This window comes from Christiangramia sp. 3-2217-3z (genome assembly GCF_051195275.1).
Taxonomy (GTDB): Bacteria; Bacteroidota; Bacteroidia; order Flavobacteriales; family Flavobacteriaceae; genus Christiangramia; species Christiangramia marina.
On record NZ_JBNJLI010000008.1, the window covers coordinates 86,702 to 111,737 of the forward strand.

Annotated in this window: 16 protein-coding genes; all 16 read left to right on the forward strand. The window is 39.0% G+C overall.

The features are described 5' to 3' along the window. Position 1 precedes the first annotated feature (1 nt). The 16 genes from ACSHZO_RS13750 (at position 2) to ACSHZO_RS13825 (ending at position 25,035) form a co-directional block, all read left to right on the forward strand. Entirely contained in the window at positions 2 to 838 is an 837-nt protein-coding gene (locus ACSHZO_RS13750) for an alpha/beta hydrolase (protein ID WP_298247903.1), read from the forward strand. A gap of 54 nt (positions 839 to 892) precedes the next feature. Beyond that, the gene (locus tag ACSHZO_RS13755) at positions 893 to 2,005 is read left to right on the forward strand and encodes an ROK family protein (RefSeq protein ID WP_298247904.1); all 1,113 of its coding nucleotides are present in this window, start codon (positions 893 to 895) and stop codon (positions 2,003 to 2,005) included. Positions 2,006 to 2,011: 6 nt separating this feature from the next. After that, positions 2,012 to 4,477, forward strand: a complete 2,466-nt coding sequence (locus ACSHZO_RS13760; protein WP_298247905.1) for a sugar-binding domain-containing protein — start codon at positions 2,012 to 2,014, stop codon at positions 4,475 to 4,477. A 29-nt stretch (positions 4,478 to 4,506) separates the two neighbouring features. Then, positions 4,507 to 6,798 (forward strand): GH92 family glycosyl hydrolase, encoded by a 2,292-nt coding sequence (locus ACSHZO_RS13765; protein WP_298247906.1) that lies wholly within the window; start codon positions 4,507 to 4,509, stop codon positions 6,796 to 6,798. A 10-nt stretch (positions 6,799 to 6,808) separates the two neighbouring features. After that, positions 6,809 to 8,119, forward strand: a complete 1,311-nt coding sequence (locus tag ACSHZO_RS13770) for a sugar MFS transporter (protein ID WP_298247907.1) — start codon at positions 6,809 to 6,811, stop codon at positions 8,117 to 8,119. A gap of 13 nt (positions 8,120 to 8,132) precedes the next feature. Continuing rightward, on the forward strand, positions 8,133 to 9,092 hold the full coding sequence (locus ACSHZO_RS13775; RefSeq protein ID WP_298247908.1) for a glycoside hydrolase family 43 protein: 960 nt from the start codon (positions 8,133 to 8,135) through the stop codon (positions 9,090 to 9,092). Between the two features lie 16 nt (positions 9,093 to 9,108). After that, positions 9,109 to 11,427 (forward strand): GH92 family glycosyl hydrolase, encoded by a 2,319-nt coding sequence (locus ACSHZO_RS13780; protein ID WP_298247909.1) that lies wholly within the window; start codon positions 9,109 to 9,111, stop codon positions 11,425 to 11,427. Between the two features lie 6 nt (positions 11,428 to 11,433). Then, a complete protein-coding gene (locus ACSHZO_RS13785; RefSeq protein WP_298247910.1) occupies positions 11,434 to 13,176 on the forward strand; it encodes a GMC family oxidoreductase in 1,743 nt (580 codons plus the stop codon). A gap of 11 nt (positions 13,177 to 13,187) precedes the next feature. Then, positions 13,188 to 13,889, forward strand: coding sequence for a gluconate 2-dehydrogenase subunit 3 family protein (locus tag ACSHZO_RS13790; protein ID WP_298247911.1), 702 nt, complete (start codon positions 13,188 to 13,190; stop codon positions 13,887 to 13,889). An 11-nt stretch (positions 13,890 to 13,900) separates the two neighbouring features. Further along, the gene (locus ACSHZO_RS13795) at positions 13,901 to 15,088 is read left to right on the forward strand and encodes an aldose epimerase family protein (RefSeq protein ID WP_298247912.1); all 1,188 of its coding nucleotides are present in this window, start codon (positions 13,901 to 13,903) and stop codon (positions 15,086 to 15,088) included. A gap of 7 nt (positions 15,089 to 15,095) precedes the next feature. Then, positions 15,096 to 15,803, forward strand: coding sequence for an SGNH/GDSL hydrolase family protein (locus ACSHZO_RS13800; protein ID WP_298247913.1), 708 nt, complete (start codon positions 15,096 to 15,098; stop codon positions 15,801 to 15,803). Positions 15,804 to 15,877: 74 nt separating this feature from the next. Then, entirely contained in the window at positions 15,878 to 16,606 is a 729-nt protein-coding gene (locus tag ACSHZO_RS13805) for a GntR family transcriptional regulator (RefSeq protein ID WP_298247914.1), read from the forward strand. Positions 16,607 to 16,762: 156 nt separating this feature from the next. Further along, complete coding sequence (locus tag ACSHZO_RS13810; RefSeq protein WP_298247915.1) at positions 16,763 to 19,138, forward strand: GH92 family glycosyl hydrolase; 2,376 nt, start codon at positions 16,763 to 16,765, stop codon at positions 19,136 to 19,138. Positions 19,139 to 19,215: 77 nt separating this feature from the next. After that, entirely contained in the window at positions 19,216 to 22,221 is a 3,006-nt protein-coding gene (locus tag ACSHZO_RS13815) for a SusC/RagA family TonB-linked outer membrane protein (protein ID WP_298247916.1), read from the forward strand. Positions 22,222 to 22,231: 10 nt separating this feature from the next. Continuing rightward, positions 22,232 to 23,800: a RagB/SusD family nutrient uptake outer membrane protein gene (locus tag ACSHZO_RS13820; protein ID WP_298247917.1), complete on the forward strand. Its 1,569-nt coding sequence runs from the start codon at positions 22,232 to 22,234 to the stop codon at positions 23,798 to 23,800. Continuing rightward, the gene (locus ACSHZO_RS13825; RefSeq protein ID WP_298247918.1) at positions 23,800 to 25,035 is read left to right on the forward strand and encodes a SusE domain-containing protein; all 1,236 of its coding nucleotides are present in this window, start codon (positions 23,800 to 23,802) and stop codon (positions 25,033 to 25,035) included. The genes ACSHZO_RS13820 and ACSHZO_RS13825 overlap by 1 nt, the downstream gene beginning before the upstream one ends. The last annotated feature ends 1 nt before the right edge of the window (position 25,036 follow it).

Sequence of the window (25,036 nt, forward strand, 5' to 3'; positions counted from 1 at the left end):
AATGGCTGATCAAATGAATTGCTTTAAAGAAATTCTACTATGCTTTTTGATTTTCTTCTCGGTAAACGCGATTGGACAGGAGATAAATTATACCGAAGCTCAGAATCTCAATTATTACGAAGCTGAAGATCAAACAGCGTATCAGCAGGAAATGTGCAAGCTGGATATTCATCACCCCGACGAGGGAAAGGCGCCGGTGGTCATTTGGTTTCACGGTGGAGGCTTAACCAGCGGGAGCAAGGAAATCCCTGAAGCCCTAAAGCAAAAGGGCTTTTGTATCGTTGGAGTAGGATATAGACTGTCGCCAGATGTACAGGCTGAAGTCAGCGTGGAAGATGCCGCTGCTTCCATTGCCTGGGTCTTGAAAAATATTCAGAAATATAACGGCGATCCAGATGAGGTTTATGTTTCTGGGCATTCTGCCGGAGGTTATTTAGCCCTGATGAGTGTTATGAACAAATCCTTTCTGGATAAATACAATCTCGACGCAAATGATATCGCTGGTCTTATTCCTTTCAGTGGTCATACAATCACCCATTTTACGATTAGAAAGCAAAATAACATACCAAGTGAACAACCCATAATCGACAAATGGGCACCATTATTTTATGTTCGTAATGATGCTCCGCCTACACTTTTGATCACAGGTGATCGGGAAATGGAGATGTTAGGGCGATACGAGGAAAATGCATTTTTCTATCGTATGATGAAAGTTGCTGGTCATAAAGAGATAGATATTTATGAAATGCAGGGATATGGACACAACATGGCCCACCCGGCTTTTCCACTTCTGTTGAATTTTGTTAGAAAACATTCAGAAAAAATCGGGGAAAATTAACCGGACAGAACTATCAGAAATCTGAAGAATAAATTTTAATGTTTAAGAATACGAATGAATCTTTATAATGATAAGAGGATAGTAATGACGCTTGATGCGGGAGGAACCAATTTAGTTTTTTCGGCATTGCAATGTGGAAAGGAGATTATTACCCCAATTATACTACCATCAAACTCTTCTGATCTTGAAAAATGCCTGAAAACCATTATTTCAGGATTTAAAGAAGTTAAGAATGAACTCCTTCCGGAATCCCCGGTAGCTATAAGTTTTGCGTTCCCGGGACCTGCAGATTATGAAAATGGTATTATTGGAGATCTGCCAAATTTCAAAAGTTTTAGAGGAGGTGTGGCCCTGGGACCGATGTTGGAGAATGTTTTCAACCTGCCAACATTTATAAATAATGACGGAGACCTTTTCACCTATGGAGAGGCCATGGCGGGATTCTTACCTGAAATCAATAAAAACCTGAAAAATTCTGGAATCCAAAAAGAATATCGAAATCTTTTCGGGATTACTCTGGGTACTGGTTTTGGCGGAGGTATGGTAATCAACGGAAAGATTTACAAAGGAGACAATTCTGCCTCTAGCGAGATCTGGCTGATGCGTAACTTTAAGGAACCAAATTTAATCGCTGAAGAAGGTGTTAGTATCAGAGCGGTTAAAAGGTGTTATTGTGAGAAGGTGGAGAATTCAAATCATCTTTCCCCGGAAGATATTTTTCTTATCGCTAAAGGTCTGAAAGAAGGAAACCAGGAAGCTGCCTTGCAAGCTTACGAGAGAATGGCTGTAATAATTGGAGAATCGCTGGCCAATGCCCTGACTCTTTTTGATGGTCCGGTTGTTATTGGAGGAGGTATTTCCGGAGCTTCAGATATATTGCTTCCTAAGATCATAGAACATTTAAATGGTACAATTGAAACCAGAACCAAAGAAAGAATTCCTCGTTTGGTTTCAAAAGTTTTCAATATTGAGAACAAATCTGAATACTGTAAATTCTTAGATCAGAAATTCCAGAATATACAAATTCCTTTCACTCAGAAAAGTGTGAATATCAACACCGAAAAGAGAATACCTATAGGCTTAAGTAAGCTTGGAACCAGTGAAGCGGTTTGTTTAGGAGCTTATGCATTCGCCTTGATTTCACTTAAGAATCATAAACTAGCTTAACGAATCATGAAATTTAAAACTCTATTTTTCTTAATAAGCTCGATCTTATTGATGTTTTCTTGCAATCCCAGCCAGGATGTCGAAAATAATGGCGAGAAACCTGAGCCGGTATTAAAAACAAGATGGACAGATAAGGTAGATCCTGAAAATGTTCTGGCCGAATATCCTAGGCCAATTCAAAAGCGTGAAAAATGGATGAATCTTAATGGTTACTGGGAGCTGGAAACGGGAAAAATAGATTCTATTCAATTTGGACAACAATTGCCGGAGAAGATCCTGGTTCCATTCGCCGTGGAATCTTACCTCTCAGGAGTAATGAAAAAAGCTGATCATCTTTTATATAGAAAGGAATTTTCAATTCCTGAAGATTGGAATGAGCAGGATATAATCTTAAACTTTGAAGGTGTAGATTATCAAACCGTTGCTTACCTGAATGGTGAGAAGGTCGGAGAGCATAAGGGTGCTTTTGATCATTTCTCCTTTAATATTACGCCTTATCTTAAAGAAGGAAAACAGGAGCTTATAGTGAAGGTTTTTGATGCGTCCAACGATGGACTTCAGCCTGTGGGAAAACAGGTGAGAGAGCCCGAAGGAATTTTCTATACCTCTACTACTGGTATCTGGCAGACCGTGTGGATCGAACCGGTAAATGAAAATCATATTGAATCTTTTAAGATTGAAACAGATATAGATAAAAAGAGTATATCATTTCAATCTGAAGCCACTTCAGTTGATGGGAGGATTAAACTTGTTTTGAAGGACGGTAGAAATATTTTTTCTGAAGTTGAAGGGAATCCTGGAGAAAAAATTGAAATGCAGGTTTCTTTTCCAAAATTATGGAGCCCGGAAAATCCTTTTTTATACGATCTTGAAGTTGAGCTAATTTCAGAAGATAAAGTGCTGGATAAATTTTCGAGTTATGTGGCCATGAGGAAGATCAGTCTTGGAAAGGATGAAAATAACAATACCAGGATCATGCTGAATAACGAACCATATTTCCAGGTGGGTGTTCTGGATCAGGGTTATTGGCCAGATGGATTGATGACTCCTCCTACTGAAGAAGCATATGTTTGGGATATCGAGACATTCAAGAAAATGGGCTTTAATCTGCTTCGCAAGCATGCAAAAAAAGAAAGCCAGCGCTGGTACTACCTGTGTGATAAAATCGGAATGCTTGTCTGGCAGGATATGCCGCAGGTCTATCCTCATGAAGATTTTGAAGACCGATTAACTGATAAAGATAAAGCACAGTTCGAAAAAGAGCTGCAGGCAATGATAGATGATCTTTATAACTACCCGAGTATTGTGATGTGGGTAGTGTTCAATGAAGGTTGGGGTCAGTATGATACCGAAAGGCTTACCAGGTGGGTAGAAGATATGGATGAAACAAGGTTGGTAAGCAATGCCAGTGGATGGACAGATCATAGCGTTGGGGATATTATTGATATGCATAGTTATCCCGGTCCTGATATTTATCCTGTGGAAGAAGACAGAGCCACCGTTCTAGGTGAATTTGGCGGACTTGGATTGACCGTTCCAGATCATTTATGGCAGGAGAAAAATTGGGGTTATCGGGAAATGACAGATACCCTGGAATTTAAGAATTCCTACAAGCAACTTTGGGATGACGTATGGCAAATGAAGGAAAATAAGGCAGCCAGTGCCGTAGTATATACTCAGCTTTCAGACGTGGAAGGGGAAGTTAACGGACTGGTGACCTACGACAGGGAGATAATCAAGTTGCCAATTGAATATTTCAACGATCTGCATACCGATAATATGATATCTCCGGTTTCTATTGATTCTGATCATTCTTTATTCATAGAAAGTGAGGAGGTTACCCTGAAAAATAGAAAAAATGAACCTATTTATTATTCCATTGATGGAACAGAACCCACTGTAGAGTCGATGAAATATTCTGGTCCTTTTCAGATTAAAAAAACTTCGACTCTTAAAGCTCGCTCGATTACTGATGAATCGAAAAGTGCAATCGTTCAGAAGGATTTTGAAAAAGTGAGTGCTTTCAAATCACCGCAATTCAAACTGAGTGAAAATTTTGACCGTGGTCTTAAGTATTCCTATTATGAAGGTATTTGGGATAGCATACCAGATTTTGAGAATATGAACGCGGTTAAAAGCGGAATCACAACTTCTATTAATTTTAAGGAATCTTCGAGGGATAGTGACTTCGGTTTAACTTTCAACGGTTTGATTCGAATTGACCAAAATGGTGTGTATACTTTTAATCTCACTTCAGATGATGGTTCGAGGCTTAGCATTAATAATGAATTTAAGATAGATCATGATGGGCACCATTCTATGGAAACGAAAACTCTGGATTTAGCTTTAGAAAAAGGTTATTATAAGATTTCTCTAGATTATTTTCAGGCTCGTGGAGGGCTGGGTCTCAATCTCGAAATTATAGGGCCAGATGGTAAAATTTTACCAACTGGCAATTATCACCACCAATAGTACGTATCATCTTATCAGAACCTAACAGAATGAATTTAATTAAGAGTACCATTTTATTTCTTATATCCATACAGGTTTTGCAGGCGCAAAAAGAAAGGATAGGAAAAATTGAGAATCCCGTGGATTACGTAAATCCGTTAATTGGTACAGATTCAGATTATTCCTTATCAAATGGAAATGTTTATCCGGCCATCGCTATGCCCTGGGGCATGAATTTCTGGACACCTCAAACCGGTGAAATGGGAAACGGCTGGGCTTATACTTATGATGCAAACAAATTACGAGGGTTCAAGCAAACACATCAACCATCACCTTGGATGAATGATTATGGTCAATTTTCCATCATGCCGGTTACCGGATCTTTAAAGTTTAAGGAAGAGGAAAGGCAGAGTTGGTTTTCGCATAAAGCTGAAATCGTAAAACCTAATTATTACAGCGTTTACCTGGCAGATCATGATGTAACAACAGAGATCACTCCAACTGAAAGAGCAGCAAGATTTAAATTCACTTTTCCTGAAACTGATAGTTCGTTCGTAATTATCGATGCCTTCGATAATGGATCCTATGTAAAGATTTTACCTGAGGAAAATAAGGTGATTGGTTATACTACTCGAAATAGTGGAGGAGTTCCTGAAAATTTCAAAAATTATTTTGTGGTGATTTTCGACAAGGAATTTGAGATAAAAAAGACCTTCAGCGATTCTATATTGAGTTCTTCTCTGGAATCAAATTCCATTCATGCTGGTGCCGTGGTGGGATTCAAAACCATGAAGGGTGAAGTAGTAAATGCTAAGGTTGCATCTTCTTTTATTAGTCACGAACAGGCAGAAAGAAATTTGAAAGAGATAGGGAATAAAGATTTTGAGGAAATCAAAAAGAGAGGCCGCGAAATATGGAATAAGGAATTGAGTAGGATAGAAGTGGAGGGTGGAACCCCGGGACAGATCGAGACTTTTTATTCGGCTCTGTATAGAACCTTATTGTTTCCGCGGAAATTTTATGAATTCGATGAAGATGGAAATGTAGTCCACTACAGTCCTTACAACGGAGAAGTTCGTGAAGGCTATATGTTTACTGATACCGGTTTTTGGGATACTTTTCGGGCTTTGTTTCCTTTTCTAAATCTTATGTATCCTGAATTGAACGGACATATGCAGGAAGGACTTTCCAATGCTTATGATGAAAGTGGCTGGTTGCCGGAGTGGGCGAGCCCCGGGCTTAGAAATATCATGGTGGGCAATAATTCGGCTTCGGTAGTTTCAGAAGCTTATTTAAAAAGTGGGGATGCTTACGATTATGATATTGAGAACCTCTACGAAGCTTTGATTCATGGCGCAAACAACGAGGGACCTATGACAGCGGTTGGCCGGGCCGGAGCAGAATATTACAAGAAACTGGGTTATGTGCCTTATGATGTGGATATCAACGAAAATGCCGCCAGAACTTTAGAATATGCTTATGATGATTTTGCGATCTATCAATTGGCTAAGAAATTAAATAAGCCAAAAGCTGAAATTGATAAATATCGTCAGCGAGCTCTGAATTATAAAAACCTCTACGATCCAGAAACAAAGCTGATGCGAGGTAAGAATGAGAATGGTGAATTTATGAAGCCATTCAATCCTTTTAAATGGGGGGATGCTTTTACTGAAGGGAACAGCTGGCACTACAGCTGGTCTGTTTTTCATGATATTCAGGGATTGATAGATCTCATGGGCGGTAAAAGTGAATTTAATGCACAGTTGGATAAAGTGTTTTCTTTACCTCCCAAATTTGACGATAGTTACTATGGTGGTGTCATCCACGAAATTCGTGAAATGCAGATTGCCAATATGGGTCAATATGCGCATGGAAATCAACCAATACAGCATATGATCTATTTATATAATTATTCAGGGGAACCATGGAAAGCGCAATATTGGGCTCGAGAAACTTTGGATAGAATGTATACTCCAACGCCAGATGGATATTCGGGTGATGAAGATAATGGTCAAACTTCTGCGTGGTATGTTTTCTCAGCGCTTGGCTTTTATCCGGTGGCACCGGCAACAGATCAATATGTTTTAGGAGCACCATTATTTGAAAAGGTAACGCTCCATCTGGACAATGGAAATAAAGTCATCCTAAATGCTCCTGAAAATTCCGATGAAAACAAATATATCCAATCGATGAAATTCAATGGAAAGGACTATACTAGAAACTATTTGAGCCACAAGGAACTTATGCAGGGAGCAACCCTGGATTTTAAAATGAATAGTGAACCAAATAAACAGAGAGGTATAAATAATAAAGATTTTCCGTACTCTCTATCTAATGATTAAAGCAAATTAAATGAACCAGAATAAATCTCATAGAACTGCCTTTATATTTCTTACTGTATTATTTTTCCTTTGGGGATTTATTACAGTACTTGTAGATTCTTTGATACCAAGATTAAGAGAGGTATTTACATTGTCTTATTTCCAGGCCGGGATGGTACAATTTGCCTTTTTCGGCGCTTATTTTCTATTATCAATCCCCGCGGGCTATATCCTTTCAAAGATTGGCTATAAAAAAGGTATCATCTTAGGATTGGTGACCATGGGAATTGGCTGTTTGCTTTTTTATCCTGCAGCCTCCATGAGGATATTCGGAGTATTCATGCTGGCTTATTTTATGCTAGCCGCTGGAATTACGGTACTTCAGGTTGCAGCAAATCCATACGTTACCGTATTAGGACCAGAAAAAACGGCTTCCAGTAGATTAAATCTGTCCCAGGCCTTCAACTCTTTGGGAACGGCCATCGCGCCAGCAATTGGTGCTTTATTTATTCTGAAAGATCGTGTGATGACCTCCGGGGAAATTGAGGCTTTAGACAATACGGCAAGAACTGAATATTACATCAATGAAGCATCGGCAGTACAGGTTCCATTCCTTGGGATTGCAGCTTTTATAGGGATCATTGCTTTGGTATTTGTTTTTGTAAACCTTCCAAAAATTGGAGATACCGCGGCGTCTAACGATTATAGAGGAGTTCTCAAAAATAGAAATTTATTATTGGGAGCACTCGGTATTTTCTTCTATGTAGGAGCAGAGGTCGCGCTGGGAAGTTACATGGTAAATTATTTTTTAAGTCTTGATTTGGCGGAAATCATAAAGAACAACTCTATGATGCGCTCTGTTGCCGAATGGATTTTAAGTTCCGGAATTTCCACCTCAAGCGACATGGCTATCGTAGGAGTTTTCGTAACGTTTTACTGGACCGGAGCGATGATAGGCAGGTTCATTGGATCTTATTTAACCAAGCTTATTAACCCCGCAAAAGTATTACTCATTTTTTCCTTGTTAGCGGTGAATATGATAGTTATATCCGCATTTTCGACAGGTCTTGTCGCAATGTGGACCTTAATAGCTGTTGGTCTTTTCAATTCAATCATGTTCCCGACAATCTTTAGTCTGGCGCTGGACGGATTAGGAAATGATAAACCTCAGGGATCGGGTCTGCTATGTACTATGATTGTTGGTGGTGCGGTGATTCCGCCTGCTTTTGGTTTTATTACCGATTCTTATGGTTTTCATATTGCATTTCTTCTTGTAATTTTAAGCTATGCATATATTTTCTTTTACGGATTTAGAAATAAATCCCGAAAAGTGACTATTTAAAACCGCCATTCCTATGAAATTGAAGAAGCTATTTTTACCGATATTTTTAATAAGTAGTTTTTGCGCACTTTCACAAAATAATCCCGTCTTCCCTGGCTGGTATGCAGATCCTGAAGGAATAGTTTTTAATGATGAGTACTGGATCTATCCAACCTACTCAGCTCCATATGAAAAACAGGTTTTTCTCGATGCCTTTTCTTCGGAAGATCTTGTAAGCTGGGAATTTCATCACCGAATTATTGATACTTCGGAAGTGAAATGGGCTAAAAAAGCGATGTGGGCGCCGGCGATTATTTCCAAAGAAGATAAATACTATCTGTTTTTTGCTGCGAATGACATTCAGAGCGACGAGGAATTAGGTGGAATTGGAGTGGCGGTTGCAGACCAGCCACAGGGTCCTTTTAAAGATTTATTAGGCGAGCCGTTAATTGGCAAATTTCATAATGGCGCTCAACCTATAGATCAGTTCGTTTTTAAAGATGGAGATGATTATTATATGTTCTATGGAGGTTGGAAGCATTGCAACGTTGCTAAAATGAATGATGATTTTACCGGTTTTGTGCCTTTTGAAGACGGAACAACTTTTAAGGAAGTAACACCCGATAAATATGTGGAAGGTCCGTTTATGTTCAAACGCAGTGGGAAATATTACTTTATGTGGTCTGAAGGTGGCTGGACTGGCCCGGATTACAGCGTGGCGTATGCCATTGCCGATTCACCTTTGGGGCCATTTAAAAGAGTAGGAACTATTCTGAAACAGGATATGGATATCGCCACTGGCGCAGGACATCATTCAGTGATAAAAAATCCGGAAAAGGATGAATATTTTATTGTCTATCATCGTCGCCCATTAACTGAAACCGATGGAAATTCAAGAGTTACCTGTATCGACGAAATGTCTTTTGATGAAAATGGTCATATTAACCCTGTTAAAATTACGAACGAAGGGGTGGTCCTTTCAAAAGAAAAATAAAAGACTAATTACTGCTATGAAAAAGAATTTAGGAACGATTGCAGGATCATTTGCCGTCATTTCATCAATATTATTTACTGCAAAAGTTTCCGCACAGGAAGATCAGGATTTTGCTCAATATGTAGACCCGATGATTGGGACTGCCAAAATGGGACATACCTATCCTGGTGCTACGGTACCTTTTGGAAGCATTCAGCTAAGTCCTGACACAGATACCATTCCGTATGCGGTAAATGGCCGATACAACCCTGACGTGTATAAATATTGTGCTGGCTATCAGTATGACGATCATACGATTGTAGGTTTTAGCCATACACATTTCAGCGGAACTGGGCATTCAGATCTTGGTGATTTCCTGATCATGCCTACCACCGGCGATCTCAAATTGAATCCTGGAACCGAGTCCAATCCGGAAAGTGGTTATCGAAGCAGGTTTTCTCATGATCGTGAAACGGCCGAAGCCGGGTATTACAGCGTAATGCTGGATGATTATAATATTAAAGCGGAAATGACCGCTTCAACTCGTGTGGGAATGCATCGTTATACTTTTCCGGAAGGAGAAAAAAGCCACCTGGTTTTCGACCTAATGCATGGGATTTATAATTATGAAGATAAGAACGTATGGACTTTTGTTCGGGTTGAAAATGATACGCTTGTGACCGGTTATCGCCAGACGAATGGTTGGGCACGAACTCGAAAAGTGTATTTTGCCATGTCCTTTAGTAAACCCATTAAAGAATATGGAAGAGAACGCTACGACCGGCAGCCGTACAATGGTTTCTGGGGTAAATTTGACCAGAGTCATAATTTCCCGGAAATTGCCGGAGAACAGATTAGAATGTGGTTCGATTTTGATACTTCAGAACCTTTGGAAGTAAAACTGGCAATTTCGCCGGTAAGTACTGAAGGCGCCGTTCAGAATATGAAAGATGAAATTCCAGGTTGGAATTTTGATGAGGTACGCCAACAGGCCAGGGAAACCTGGAATAAGGAACTTTCTAAAGTAGATATTTCCGAAGAAGACCAGGAAGAAAAAGTCAATTTTTATACCGCCATGTATCACGCATTCTTAGGCCCGACGGTCTATATGGATACCGATGGGCAGTATATGGGAATTGATAGGAACCGCCACCAGGCTGATGGTTTTACCAATTATACCAGCTTCTCACTTTGGGATACGTATCGCGCGTTACATCCGCTTTTCAATGTTTTGCAACCTGAAAGAAATCAGGATATGGTGCAGGCGATGATGGCGCATTATGACCAGAGCGTCCATTCCATGTTACCGGTTTGGTCGCATTATGGCAATGAGAACTGGTGTATGATCGGGTACCACAGTGCTTCGGTGATTGCTGATGCGATCGTAAAGGGAAATGCCGATTTTGACCAGAAACATGCCCTCTATGCTATGGTAAACACAGCAAAAACGGGTTACTATGACGGGCTTCAGTATTATATGGATATTGGTTATGTGCCGGAAGACAAAAATGTTGCTTCGGTTTCAAAAACATTGGAATATGCTTATGACGACTGGGCCATCGCTCAGGCGGCGAAGAAACTTGGAAATGACCAGGTCTATGATGAATTCATGAAACGTGCTGAAAATTATAAAAATGTGTACGATCCAAAATCAGGATTTATGCGTCCTAAGTTAAGCGACGGAACTTTTAAACAAGAATATGATGAACTTGAAACACATGGGCAGGGCTACATTGAAGGAAACGGATGGAATTATAGTTTATATGTGCCGCATCAACCGGCAGAACTAATCGAAATGATGGGCGGAAAAAATCAGTTTTCACAGTATCTCGATTCATTATTTACTATGGAATTACCGGACAAATATTTCGAAAACACCGAAGATATTTCACGTGAAGGGATCATAGGGAATTATGTGCACGGTAACGAACCTTCGCATCACGTCTCATACATGTACAACTGGACTAACGATCCCTGGAAAGCTCAGGATAAAATTAGAATGATCTTAAAAGCAAAATATCAAACCGGTGCAGATGGTCTTAGTGGAAATGATGATTTTGGGCAAATGAGCGCCTGGTATATTTTCAGTACGCTTGGCTTTTACCCTGTCGCTCCGGGATCGGTAGATTATGCTCTGGGGAGCCCTGCCATTAGCGAGGCCACGCTGAACCTGGGCAATGGGAATGCGTTTAAGGTGATCGCTAAAAATCAGAGTGATAAAAATGTGTATATCAAGAAGGTCGAACTGAATGGAAAAGAACTCACGGAACCATTTATCAAGCATGATGAGATTATGAATGGTGGAGAATTGAAGTTCTGGATGAGTAGTAAGCCAAATAAAAACTTATTTAAATAATAGTCTATGTCTTTCCAAATTATAGAGCAGACTGTAAAATACGACATTTGCATCGTCGGCTCAGGCGCCGGTGGCGGAATGGCAGCTAAAATTTTATCAGAAAAAGGTTTTAAGATCGCGCTGGTAGAAGCCGGTCCAGATTTTGACCCTGCCAACCCTGAACAACGTACACAACTAAGATGGCCTTACGAATCTCCGCGTCGTGGCGCATCGACCGTAAGACCCTTTGGAGATTTTGATATGGCCTATGGAGGATGGGAGCTTGAGGGAGAACCTTACACCAAAGAGAGAGGAACTGAATTCGATTGGTTCAGATCCAGAATGGTTGGAGGAAGAACCAATCACTGGGGTAGAATTTCTTTACGTTTTGGACCTCTGGATTTCAAGAGAAAAGATTTCGATGGTAAAGGAGACAACTGGCCTATTGGCTATGATGATGTAAAGCTATATTACGATAAAATTGATAAACTAATTGGTGTTTTTGGAACTAAGGAAGGAATTGCAAATGAACCAGATGGATACTTTCTGCCGCCTCCAAAACCACGGTTACATGAATTATATATAAAAAAAGGAGCTGATAAAGCAGGGATCCCGATGATTCCATCCCGTTTATCTATTCTCACTAAAAGAGTAAATAAAAAGAGACAGGCATGTTTCTATTGTAATCAATGTTCCCGATCCTGTACGGTGTATGGAGATTTTTCCTCTTCATCAGTTTTAGTAAATCCAGCAAAGGAAACGGGAAATGTAGATCTCTTTGTAAATGCCATGGTTAGAGAGGTTACCACAGATGAAAATGGCAAGGCAACCGGAGTGCATTATATAGATAAAACCAATTTAAAAGATTATAAAGTCAGGGCCAAAGTGGTGATTCTTGCAGCGAGTGCCTGTAGCTCTGCCAGAATTCTACTGAATTCAAAATCTTCAGCTCATCCAAATGGATTGGCAAATTCGAGTGATGTGGTAGGCCGTTACCTGCATGATTCCACTGGATCTTCAAGAATGGCTTTTATACCTTCATTGATGGATAGAAAGCGGTATAATGAGGATGGAGTGGGAGGTATGCATCTTTATACGCCCTGGTGGCAAAATGATAATAAGAATCTAGGTTTTACCAGGGGATATCATATAGAATATTGGGGAGGTATGGGAATGCCTTCTTATGGTTTTGGATTCAATATGGAATCTATGAACAGCTTAGTGCCTGGAATGAATGGAGAGAAGAAAAAAGCAGGTGGCTATGGTCTTGGATTTATGGAGGATGTAAAACGTTTTTACGGTTCCACAGTTGGAATGGCAGGTAGAGGCGAAAGTATTCCTCGTAAAGGCAATCGGTGTACTATTGATAATGACAAACTGGATAAGTTCGGAATTCCTGTTCTTAAATTTAATTATAAGTGGAGCGACGAAGAAGTAAAACAGGCTGAGCATATGCAGGATAGTTTTGAAGAGATCATTCATGCCATGGGCGGAGTTGCTTTGGGAGATAAACCTGGAAAAGAATCAAGGTTTGGGCTGGAGAATCCGGGAAGAATTATTCATGAAGTGGGTACTACCAGGATGGGAGATGATCCAAATACTTCAGTTCTCAACAAATACAATCAGGCGCATGATGTTCCTAATTTATTTGTCATGGACGGTGGAGCGTTTGTATCACAGGCAGATAAAAATCCAACCTGGACAATTCTTGCACTTGCCTGGAGAGCTTCAGATTATTTAGCGGAAGAAATGAAAAAAGGTAAAATTTAAATCTTCAGAAGATGAATAGAAGAGAATCACTCAAAAGTTTACTAGTTGGCGGCGTTGGTACTGGTCTTTTGATTAGTTGCAGATTGGATGATGATCCGGATTTGAGCAAGATGACCAATATCAGGGAAAAAGAGTTTGATTATGGTCGGACTCCGGAAGAAGCCGAATATGACGAGGAGCTCATGTCGAAGAAATTCTATACCGACGAGGAAATGGCTACCATATTGCTAATTGCAGACATTATTATTCCAGGCGATGGAGATCATCCGCCAGCTTCAAAAACAGGACTTGCTGAATTTATCGAATTCATTACAAAAGATCTTCCAGAGCATAAAATTCCTATGCGAGGTGGCTTGAGATGGCTTGAAAACGAAAGTAACCAGAGGTTTGAAAAAGGCTTTAAAATGTTATCTGAAGATGAACAGATTGCCATCATCGATGATATAGCATATCCTGCTGAAGTGAAGCCACAGCATGTTCACGGAGCAAAATTTTTCAGCAGACTTAGAAATTTAGTTACCACAGGTTATTTCACGAGTAAAGAAGGAATTGAATATTTAGGATATCAGGGTAATCGGCCGAATGTATGGGACGGTGTTCCTCCTGAAGTGTTAGAAAAACATGGTCTGGCGTATGACGAAAAAATGCTGAAAAATTCAATCAAGCCTGAGGAGAGAAATGAAATTGAAGAATGGAAAAACTATGAAATTTGATATTGTTATCTATGAGCACAAACAGAATTCTAATATTGATCTTCCTTGTTATTTTTTCCTCTTGTAAGCAGAATAAAAACTCTTCTGATGATTCAAAAGTATTACCTGAAGAGGAGGCACCGGAAAAGATGATTTTAAATTCCGGTAATTTCGATACCATTATCAACGGTAAACAGGTAGAATTGTTCTGGATACAGAATGGTAAAATGAAAGCTGCGATCACCAATTTTGGAGGTAGAATTGTAAGCCTTCAGGTTCCAGATAAAGAGGGAAAGCTAATAGATGTTGTAGTGGGAATGAATAGTGTAAAAGCGTATGCGGAATCTTCTGAACCTTATTTCGGGGCGACCATAGGAAGAGTAGGAAATAGAATTAACGAGGGTAAATTTGAACTGAAGGGTAAAGAATATCAAATTCCGAAAAATAATAACGGTCATGCACTGCACGGTGGAGATAAAGGATTTCAATATGTAGTTTTTGATGCAAACCAGCGTAATGATAGTACACTGGTTTTTAGTTATCTGTCCCCTGATGGTGAGCAAGGGTTTCCGGGAAATCTGGAGGTTGGAGTGACTTATACTTTAACTGATGATAATGCTTTATTGATGAAATATGAGGCCAACACCGATATGGCTACACCGGTAAATCTTACCAATCATGCCTTCTTCAATTTAAATGGTGAAGGTAGTGGCACTATACTCAATCATCAACTACAAATTATTGCTGAAAAATATACTCCGGTAGATCAGGGTTTAATTCCAACCGGTGAGTTGCGGAGTGTAAAAGATACACCATTTGACTTTAGGAATTTTAAAGCTATAGGGCAGGATATAGATTTGGAGAACGAGCAGTTATCTTTCGGTTCGGGCTACGATCATAATTTTGTTCTGAATAATAGGGGAGAGGAGGAACTTTATTTGGCAGCAAAAGTTATCGGGGATAAATCGGGTATTCAAATGAATATTTATACGGAAGAACCCGGACTGCAATTTTATAGCGGAAATTTTTTGAAGGGTGAAAACGAATTTAAAACCGGAGAAAAAGATAAATTTAGGGAGGCTTTTGCTTTAGAAACACAGCATTTTCCTGATACTCCAAATCAGCCGGATTTTCCGTCCATTATTTTGAACGAAAATGAAACATATCAAACGGTCTCAAAATATCAGTTTGAGGTGGTCAGAAACCAAAATAAACAGTAGGTATGCTATGAAAGGATTTATTTTTCTATTTTTCATTGTATTCAATATCAGTTTGGGTTACTCTCAAACTGAAAAATATCAGGAACTTATGAGCCAAGATTGGGCAAATCTAGAAAAATATAGAGAATCTAATCAGGAGATTATTGATTCCAGTAATTTTCCGGATGTTATTTTCATGGGTAATTCCATTACTGAAGGCTGGACAAATTTGCATCCTGAATTCTTTGAGAAACATAATTTCATAGGAAGAGGAATAGGCGGGCAAACCACACCACAGATGCTAATAAGATTTACACCCGATGTAATCGATCTGAATCCAAAGCTGGTAGTGATTCTCGCAGGTACCAATGATATTGCAGGGAATACAGGTTTCTCTTCTAAAAAGATGATTACAGATAATATCAAAGCGATGGTACAGTTGGCGCAACAAAATAATATTAAAGTGATTTTGAGTTCTATTCTACCGGTTTATGATTATCCCTGGAGACCTGGCCTGGAGCCTGTTTCCAAGATTTCAGAAATAAATAAATGGATGGAAAATTATGCCAGGGAAAAAGAAATATCCTATCTGGATTATTTCAGTCACCTTTCAAATTTGCAAAAAGGCATGAAGAAAGAGTTTGCCGATGATGGAGTTCATCCTACAGAGGCAGGCTATAAAATCATGGAGCCCTTGGTTCTGGTGGCTATTAAAGATGCTCTGAAAACAGATTGAGACCTGACTTCCTTTATGTATCTATTCGAATTAAGAAAAGAATTTGTAGTATTGTTCAGCCATAATACATACAAATGGAATTTAAAATAGACCATAAAAGTGCGGTTCCTTTACACGCCCAGGTAGAAGATTTACTGCGTGAATTGATAAAAAAAGAAGAGTACCGAGATGGTAAAATCCTTCCTGGTGAAGTTGAATTAGCAAAGAAACTTGCTATATCAAGATCTACCGTTAGGCAGGCTGTGAAGAAACTTGTATTCGAAGGACTGCTTATTAGAAAGAAAAGAATGGGTACTAAGGTGGCTCCTCAACCGGTTAGTTCCAAGTCTAACAACTGGCTAAGCTTTTCGCAGGAAATGAAATTGCGAGGCATCCCAATTAAGAATTTTGAACTTCATTTAAGCTGGGTTCCCGCAGATGAGGAATTAGCTAAGTTTTTTGAAATTAAAAAAGGAAGAGAGGTACTAAAGATGGAACGTCTTCGTGGTAGGCCAAATGAACCTTTTGTTTACTTCATCTCTTTTTTCCATCCTCGTGTTGAGCTTAACGGCAATGAAGATTTTACTCGTCCACTCTACGAGATGCTGGAAAAAGAACATTCAGTGATCGCTTCCCTTTCTAAAGAAGAAATCAGTGCCACGGCTGCGGGTGAATTTATTGGAGGTAAATTAAAGATAGAAGAGGGTTCTCCAGTTCTCTTCAGAAAAAGATTTGTATTTGATCAGGGCGAAAGACCTATAGAATATAACCTCGGATATTATAAAGCGGATAGTTTTCTATATACCGTTGAAAGTACGAGATGAGTTTAAACCAGAAAATTCTCATTTATTTTAGCAATTTAGGAATTACTGATAGTTAAAATTATTAGTCTGCGTAAATAATTTGAAAAATATTAAGATATCTTTAAATAAAATTAATATGTTTGTACATATGCACAAATAATATATAATTCAATTAGTATGAAATTGCGAAGTTTACCCTTTCTTTTTTTTATTTTTTCTTTAATAACTCTAAGTGGTTGTGCGCAGAAAAACCTGAACGAACCAAAAGAACAGAATACTGAAGTTGAAGGTCCAATGTCTTATGTTGATCCTAACATTGGTACGGCTCACAGTAGATGGTTCTTTTATACTCCGGCTGCGGTGCCATTTGGAATGGCCAAGTTAGGTCCTTCAACCAATGGCAGTTATGGGAATGAAAACGGCTGGGAAGCCGTGGGTTATGATGAAAGGCATAATAGCATAGAAGGTTTCGCCAACCTTCATGAATTCCAGGTTGGAGGTTTTTTATTCACAGGTATGACCGGTGATTTGAAAACGGTACCTGGAAAATTGGAAAATCCTGATGAAGGTTACAGATCCAGATTTGATAGAGAAGATGAGACCGCGAAGCCGGGATATTATAGCGTTTTATTAAAAGATTATAATGTGATGGCTGAATTGACTGCTACAAAAAGAGTTGGTTTTCAGCGTTATACTTTTCCTAAGAATGACGAAAGCTACCTCATCTTTGATGTGGGCAACCAGCTAGGTGAGAGTGGAGAGGTAAAAGATGCTTCGGTGACTTTTAATAAAGAAAACAATACAATTGAAGGCTGGGTTATTACCTATCCCGAGTATGTGAAGAAGTATCAGCCAGATGGAGTAGTAAAAATGTACTTTTTTGGGAAAGTAAGTGAGGAACCTGTTTCCTACGGAACTTTTATAGGCAATGATAAATATAAAGATCAGGCTACCGTTCAGGGAAAAGGCTCAGGTCTTTATCTGAAATTTGCAACTGAAGAAAACGATGCCATAGAAATCAAAGCAGGATTCTCTTATACTTCCGTAGAGAATGCCCGCCTTAATTTAAAAGTTGAAGCCGAAAACATGACTTTTGATGAAGCGAAGAAATTGGCTCAGAATACCTGGAGTGAAGAACTAAATAAAATCAAAATCTCTGATTCTTCTGTTGAAAATAAAACAAAGTTCTATACCGGATTATTTCATGCCATATTAGGTCGTGGACTGGCTAGTGATGTGAATGGTAAATTTCCTCAGAATGATGGAACTGTTGGTCAAATTCCAATGGATGAGAATGGAGAACCGGAATTTCAATTCTATAATACAGATTCAGTTTGGGGAGCTTACTGGAATTTAACCCAATTATGGGCCTTGATTTGGCCGGAATATTTTAACGATTTTGTCCAAACACACCTGGCAGTGTATGAAAACTCGGGTTGGTTAGGAGACGGGCTTGCTAATTCCAAATTCGTATCTGGAGTTGGTACCAATTTCGTAGGACTTGTTATTGCTTCAGCTTACCAGTCTGGAATCAGGGATTATGACATTGAACAGGCTTTTCAAGCGGCTTATGAGAATGAAGTGAAATATAAAGATCGTAATGAAGGAGCAGGAAAAACAGATCTGGGTCAATTTGTTAACAAGGGTTATATAGATTTTGTTCCTGGATGGGAAACTACCCCTGAGGGATCAGGATTTTCAGTATCGCATCAGCTGGAATATAGTTATAGTAGTTATGCCGTAGCTCAATTTGCCAAGGCTTTGGGTAAAGATTCGGCTTATGAAGAGTTGATGAAATTATCAAGTAACTGGGAGAATATATATGACGACCAGACCAATTTCGTTCGACCGAAATTATCTTCCGGAGAATTTAAGGAAGATTTTGATCCATTTGAACCATGGGCAGGTTTTCAGGAAGGTAACGCATGGCAATATACTTTTTATGTGCCGCATACGCCGAGAAAACTGGTAAAACGTATGGGTGAGGAACGCTTTGTAAAACGCCTGGATTCAATTTTTACAATTTCTGAAAAAACAAAATTCGGAGGAGAGGACATTGATGCTTTTGCCGGAGTGAAATATCTCTATAACCAGGGGAACCAACCAAACCTTCATATCGCTTGGCTTTTTAACTATACAGATCATCCCTGGTTAACTCAAAAATGGGTACGAAGAATTTCTGATGAATTTTATGGAACCGGGGGAGTTCATGGATATGGTTTTGGTCAGGATGAAGACCAGGGGCAATTAGGAGCCTGGTATGTGATGAGTTCTATGGGGCTTTTTGATGTAAAAGGTCTTACAGAGATCGATCCTTCTTATCAGCTGGGAAGTCCATTATTCAACAAAATTGATATTAAAAACGGTTATGGAAGTACTATAACTATTGAAACCAAAAATAATGGTCCCGAGAATTATTATATCCAGTCCGTCACTTTAAATGGTCAGCCATACAATCAAAGAGACATTTCATTAAATCAACTTAAAAATGGTGCTCATTTAATCTTTACAATGGGAAGTTCGCCGAATAAAGAGGTCTTCAAAGAATGGTAATTATATAACGATTCTATACTACGAATCATTACACAAATTTAAAATGTATAGACATATGAACTTAATAGCAAAAAATTATGAGTAAAAATTATTTATTCTTAGTATTAATAGCATCGCTATTGATTTCTTTCAATCTGCATGCGCAGCAAAATGTTATTTCTGGGATAATTACCGATGAAGCAGGTCCACTTCCAGGGGTTTCTGTAATAGAGAAAGGCACAAGTAATGGGACTGTTACAGATTTTGATGGCCGGTTTACTTTGAATCTTCAAAGTAATAATTCAGAAACTATAGTAATCACTTTCATGGGTTACAAGACTATGGAAGTGCCAGTAGTTCCAGGTAAATCGGATTACCAGATAAACCTGGAAAGTGAAGTCAATCAGCTGGACGACGTGGTTGTAGTTGGTTATGGAACTGAAAAAAGAGCGAATCTGACCGGCGCAGTAAGCACTATTGAAGAAAAATCGATACAGGGAAAACCTGTGACGAATGCATATCAGGCACTACAGGGAGAGTCTTCAGGTCTTATTATTCAAAATACGACCTCCAGGCCTGGTTCTGTGCCAAGCATAAATATTAGAGGTATTAGTACAATTAACGGAAATACCCCATTAATTGTGGTAGATGGAGTTATATCTTCTCTAAACAACGTGAACCCAAACAACATTGAGAGCATAAGTGTTCTAAAAGATGCTGCCTCTTCTGCTATTTATGGTTCTCGAGCGGCTAATGGTGTTATCCTGGTAACTACGAAAAATGGTAAAGAAGGTAAACCGAAATTTCAATACAGAGGATCTTTTGGTGTACAGGAACCTACAAATTTTCCAAAATATGCAAACTCCTGGGAGTACGCTACGCTTCGTAATGAAGCTCTGATCAATTCAGGATTGTCTCCTGCTTTTACGCCAGAGCAAATACAGGATTTTAGAGAGAATGGCCCCAATACTTACTGGAACGAGGAAATCTATAAAGACATGGCGCTTCAAAGCAGCCATAATCTTTCAGTAAGTGGTGCCGATAATGGACTTAATTATTTACTGTCACTGGGATATCTAGATCAGGAAAGTTTATTCAAGGGCCCTGAGTATGGGTATGAAAGATATAATGCAAGAATGAATATTAGCAAAGAGATAGGTGATAAGCTAACCATTGGCGGTCGTATGTCTTTTGCCAGAAATGATATCAAAGACCATGCTTATTTTGAGCAATGGATTGTGGAACCGACACTCCGAATCCCACCTATCTATAGAATCCTGGATGAAAATGGAGATTACACTTTGCCGAGTGGAAGTAATAGTAATCCATTAGCCCAACTGGAAGTCGGCGGTACAACTCGAAATCAAAATGATGAATTTCTAGGGAATTTCAGCATAGAGCTGCGTCCTACAGAAAATATTACCTTAAGAGGAGTTTTTGGAGGTAATATTACGAGCAATAAGAGTCACCAGTTCCGTAAAGCGATCGATTTTGCTTATCCCGGAGGAGGTAATAACGAAAATTCAGTGACAGATAACTATTATCGATCTCTTTATCTTAATCCGTATGTGACTGCTGCCTACGACAAAACATTTGGTGAAAAGCACGATTTCAACTTGTTGATAGGTGGTTCTACTGAAAAATTCAAAGATGAATTCTTTGGAGTTACAGGAATAGATATTCCGGGCAATGATTTTGGTGTCATTAGTAATGCTGGTGATATTCAGGGAGCCAATGGTTCCGGTAGTGAATGGGCAATTCAATCTGTTTTCGGGAAAATAGGTTATAGCTATGATGATAGGTATCAACTTAATGGTAACATTAGATATGATGGCTCTTCCAGGTTTTCTTCTGAAAATCGATGGGGTGTTTTTCCTTCAGTTTCCGCCGGATGGATCATAAGTAATGAAGATTTTCTAAAACCTATCGAGGACATCGTTTCATTTGCTAAAATTCGAGCATCGTGGGGTCAGTTGGGGAACCAGGATATAAATGACCTGTACGGATACCAGAGTCTGGTTGGTCCAGGAAGTAATGTTTATAGTTTTGGAGGCGTAGGAGTTTCTGGATCTTATTATTCTGTAAGCAACGCTAATAGAACCTGGGAAACATCCACGATGAAAAACTTAGGTCTGGACTTATCATTCTTTGAGCGTAAATTAGATCTTACATTTGAAGTTTTTGATAATCTTACTGAAGATATCTTACTTCAATTACCGGTTCCTGCTACTTATGGATTAGGTCAACCATTTCAAAACGCCGGTTCTGTACGAAACAGAGGTTGGGAAGTAAGCATGAATTATCAATTTGAAACAGGCGCGGTAAATCATTCCTTCAATTTCAATTTGACCGATACAAAGAACGAAATTGAAGATTTGCGAGGGAGAGAATTTATTAATGGCTTTGATGTGAACACAATTTTACGCGAAGGTTACTCCATCAATTCATATTATGCTCTCAAATCAAACGGTTATTTCAACAGCGAAGAAGAAATATCGAATAGTGCAACACCTTTGTTCGTGAATGATGTTGATCCAGGAGATATCAAATATGTAGATCGTAATGGGGATGGCCAAATCGATTATGAAAACGACCGATTTATTCTGGGAAATGAATTTCCAAGATATACTTACGGAGCCACGTATGCTACCAACTGGAACGGATTCGATTTTTCGATTTTTGTTCAGGGTGTAGGACAAAGACAACAATGGTTGAGAGGTGAATTAGTAGAAGCTTTTCATAATAATAACGAAGGACCGGTTTATCAGAGACATTTAGATAGATGGACTCCACAAAATCTTGATGCAAGTTATCCTCGATTAACGGTAGGAGCAGAATCTGTGAACAACGCAGCAAAATCTGATTTCTACATATTCGATGCTCAATATCTAAGAATTAAAAATGTCCAGTTAGGGTATTCTCTTCCTGCAACGGCTATGCAGCAAATGGGAATTGAAAATATCAGGCTTTATCTCACAGGATTGAATCTTGCAACTTTTAGTCCATTGAACGATATAGGGGTCGATGCTGAGAATATTGATGCCAACGGAAGAATCTATCCGGTATCACGAATTTTCTCATTAGGATTAGATGTTAATTTTTAAAAAAATGAAGATGAAAAAACTAATTATATATTTAAGCGTTATCATAGCGTTTTCCGCGTGTACTTCAGATCTAGACCTATCTCCATTAGATTCCCAGAGTGAATTAACCTATTGGGATACTGAAGAGGACGCTAGAATTTTTCTGAATTCAATTTATGCAGACATTGAAAACGCCGAACGTTACCTTTACTACAGCACAATGTCTGACGACGCCTACACCAGAGTGGAGGCTTACAGAAATATTGCCAGTGGTAGTTACGGTCCTACCAATGGAGTGGTGACAGGAGTGTGGTCTTCCAGATATGAAGCTATTAGACGAGCGAACATATTTTTCAATAACATAAATAATGTCACAGAAATTTCAGAAGAAACCAGGTCAGAATATATAGCCCAGGCTCGATTTATTCGCGCATGGCATTATTTTACATTGATTGAATTATATGGAGATGTTCCGTTTGTTACTGATGAAATTAGTATTGAAGAATCTTTAGAATTGGAGCGTACTAATAGTGATACGATTCTTTCCTTTATTTATGATGAACTTGAAGCTGCAATTTCAGATTTGCCGGAATCATATTCATCAGATCAAAATGGTAGAATTACAAGAGGTGCAGCAATCGCTTTCAAATCTCGCGTGCACTTATATAATGCAGATTACACAAACGCTGCAGAACTATCAAGCCAGTTAATTGGAAATTATAGTCTCTTTCCAAATTATGGTGATCTTTTTAAAATTGATAATGAAATGGCAGATGAGATTATATTGAGTTTGCAATATATACCAACGTTTAGGGAGCACAATATTCAGTATTCCTTAATTCCTCCAAGTCTAGGTGGTTATGCGAACTTTTCACCGCTTCAGGAATTAGTAGACAGCTACCCAACAATTAATGGATACGATATTGACGATCCTTTGGCAAATTTCGATCCTGCGAACCCATATCAGAACAGAGATCCTCGTCTCACCGCATCAATTATTTATGATGAATATGTGATGAAAGATTTTCAGGGGAATGATATTATAATTGATACATCGCCCGGTGCGGCACCAGATGGTTTGAATTACTCTTCAAATACAACTCCTACCGGGTATTATGTACATAAATTTTTTGATCCTACGGCACGTAACCAAACTAACTCAGGTTTAAATCTTATTCTTATAAGATATGCTGAAGTACTGCTGAACTATGCGGAAGCTAAGATTGAAATGGGTTCATTCACTCAAACCGATTGGAATACGACAATCAGAACTCTACGTAGCAGAGCAGGTTTACAGGGGCAGGCATTGGTATATCCAGGGGATGATCAAAGTATTTTACGTTCGATAGTTCGTAACGAAAGAAGAATAGAATTAGCCTTTGAAGCAGGACATCGCTTTTTCGATATCCGCAGATGGAGAATTGCAGAAGATGTTTTAAATGGATGGACTCATGGAATCCAAACAAATGAGAGCATGGAGGATGATGGTTATGTAAGGGTGAGTTTTAGAACTTTTGATCCTGCAAAGCATTATTTGTGGCCTATTCCACAAAGTGAAATTGACATCAACGATAATTTAACTCAAAACCCAAACTGGTAATGAAAACAATATTTAAAAGTTTGATGATGCTGATGATTTTATCAGTATCATTCATTTCCTGCGATACTGAGGAATATGAATTAGATCCTGAAATTGTGGAGATGGGAAATCTGGTATCTCCCTCAAACAATGAATCAATATCCATAAATACTGAGAACGGAAGCAATATTATTTTTTCCTGGTCTCCCGCGCAATCTGCAGATGGTGGCGCGATCTCTTATATGATCAAATTTGATGAAGAAGGGGGAGACTTTTCAGATCCGCTTTACACATCTGTTTCAGATAATGGGGGTGGAGCTACCAAATTTACGATGAGCCCTTCCAGACTGAACGTTATTGCTGCCCAGGCGGGTATTCCGCAATTGGAGGCAGGGAATATTATCTGGACGGTGGAAGCTACAAGCAGCTATTTTAGAGAAAATTTTCCTGCCAGTTCTACCGTAAGCTTAACGCGTCCGGAGGGTCTGGCCATATTCCCTGATTTTATGTATATCTATGGTTCTGCTACAGAGGCCTCATCTATTAACAATGCTGTGACATTCAAAGAGATTTCTAATCAATTGCCTAGCGATAACATAGAACCTGGCGTTTTTGAGTCTATTACTAAACTTACTCCTGGGGAATTTTATATTGTGAACAGCAGAGATGAGAGTTCAGAAGATTTTACTTCTTATTATGTGAACGAGGAAGGTAAAATTCGTGCTGGTGATCAGGCAACTGCTTTCGATATGGAAGAGGCAGTATATCGCATTAGAATGGATCTTGCCAAAGCAACCATAACCTACACAAAGGTATCTAGCGTAAGGCTTTACATCATGGCAAACGACATCACCAAAGCAGAACTTGAATATGTAGGTGACCATACGTTTGAAGCTACAGGAGCATACTTTGATTTCTTGGTACCGGGTGCGCCAGAAGCACCATCCTGGTTAGGTTGGGAAGAGGAGCGTTATCGTTTTAAATTCCAATTAGGAGACGATCAAACTTCTTACCTGGGAAGTTATCACAATGATGCATTAAATGGTTCATTAGTGCCAGGATTGGATGGCTACAATGGCAGACCAGATGGAGGAGAACCAGATTACTATAATAATGTTTATTTCTTAGGACCTGAAGCAAGTTACTGGCAGGGCGCGTATAAATTTCCTTCGGCTTATAATGGTGCCACTTTTACTGTACGTGTAGTGTTTGATCCAATGGTAGATCATTACTATCATGAATTAATTCTAGAATAAC

Coding starts and splice junctions, on each gene's coding strand:
- ACSHZO_RS13770 (WP_298247907.1), top strand. CDS start 6,809: ATGAACCAGAATAAATCTCATAGAACTGCCTTTATATTTCTTACTGTA.
- ACSHZO_RS13815 (WP_298247916.1), top strand. CDS start 19,216: ATGAGTAAAAATTATTTATTCTTAGTATTAATAGCATCGCTATTGATT.
- ACSHZO_RS13765 (WP_298247906.1), top strand. CDS start 4,507: ATGAATTTAATTAAGAGTACCATTTTATTTCTTATATCCATACAGGTT.
- ACSHZO_RS13810 (WP_298247915.1), top strand. CDS start 16,763: ATGAAATTGCGAAGTTTACCCTTTCTTTTTTTTATTTTTTCTTTAATA.
- ACSHZO_RS13820 (WP_298247917.1), top strand. CDS start 22,232: ATGAAAAAACTAATTATATATTTAAGCGTTATCATAGCGTTTTCCGCG.
- ACSHZO_RS13750 (WP_298247903.1), top strand. CDS start 2: ATGGCTGATCAAATGAATTGCTTTAAAGAAATTCTACTATGCTTTTTG.
- ACSHZO_RS13795 (WP_298247912.1), top strand. CDS start 13,901: ATGAGCACAAACAGAATTCTAATATTGATCTTCCTTGTTATTTTTTCC.
- ACSHZO_RS13790 (WP_298247911.1), top strand. CDS start 13,188: ATGAATAGAAGAGAATCACTCAAAAGTTTACTAGTTGGCGGCGTTGGT.
- ACSHZO_RS13780 (WP_298247909.1), top strand. CDS start 9,109: ATGAAAAAGAATTTAGGAACGATTGCAGGATCATTTGCCGTCATTTCA.
- ACSHZO_RS13755 (WP_298247904.1), top strand. CDS start 893: ATGAATCTTTATAATGATAAGAGGATAGTAATGACGCTTGATGCGGGA.
- ACSHZO_RS13800 (WP_298247913.1), top strand. CDS start 15,096: ATGAAAGGATTTATTTTTCTATTTTTCATTGTATTCAATATCAGTTTG.
- ACSHZO_RS13775 (WP_298247908.1), top strand. CDS start 8,133: ATGAAATTGAAGAAGCTATTTTTACCGATATTTTTAATAAGTAGTTTT.
- ACSHZO_RS13760 (WP_298247905.1), top strand. CDS start 2,012: ATGAAATTTAAAACTCTATTTTTCTTAATAAGCTCGATCTTATTGATG.
- ACSHZO_RS13825 (WP_298247918.1), top strand. CDS start 23,800: ATGAAAACAATATTTAAAAGTTTGATGATGCTGATGATTTTATCAGTA.
- ACSHZO_RS13785 (WP_298247910.1), top strand. CDS start 11,434: ATGTCTTTCCAAATTATAGAGCAGACTGTAAAATACGACATTTGCATC.
- ACSHZO_RS13805 (WP_298247914.1), top strand. CDS start 15,878: ATGGAATTTAAAATAGACCATAAAAGTGCGGTTCCTTTACACGCCCAG.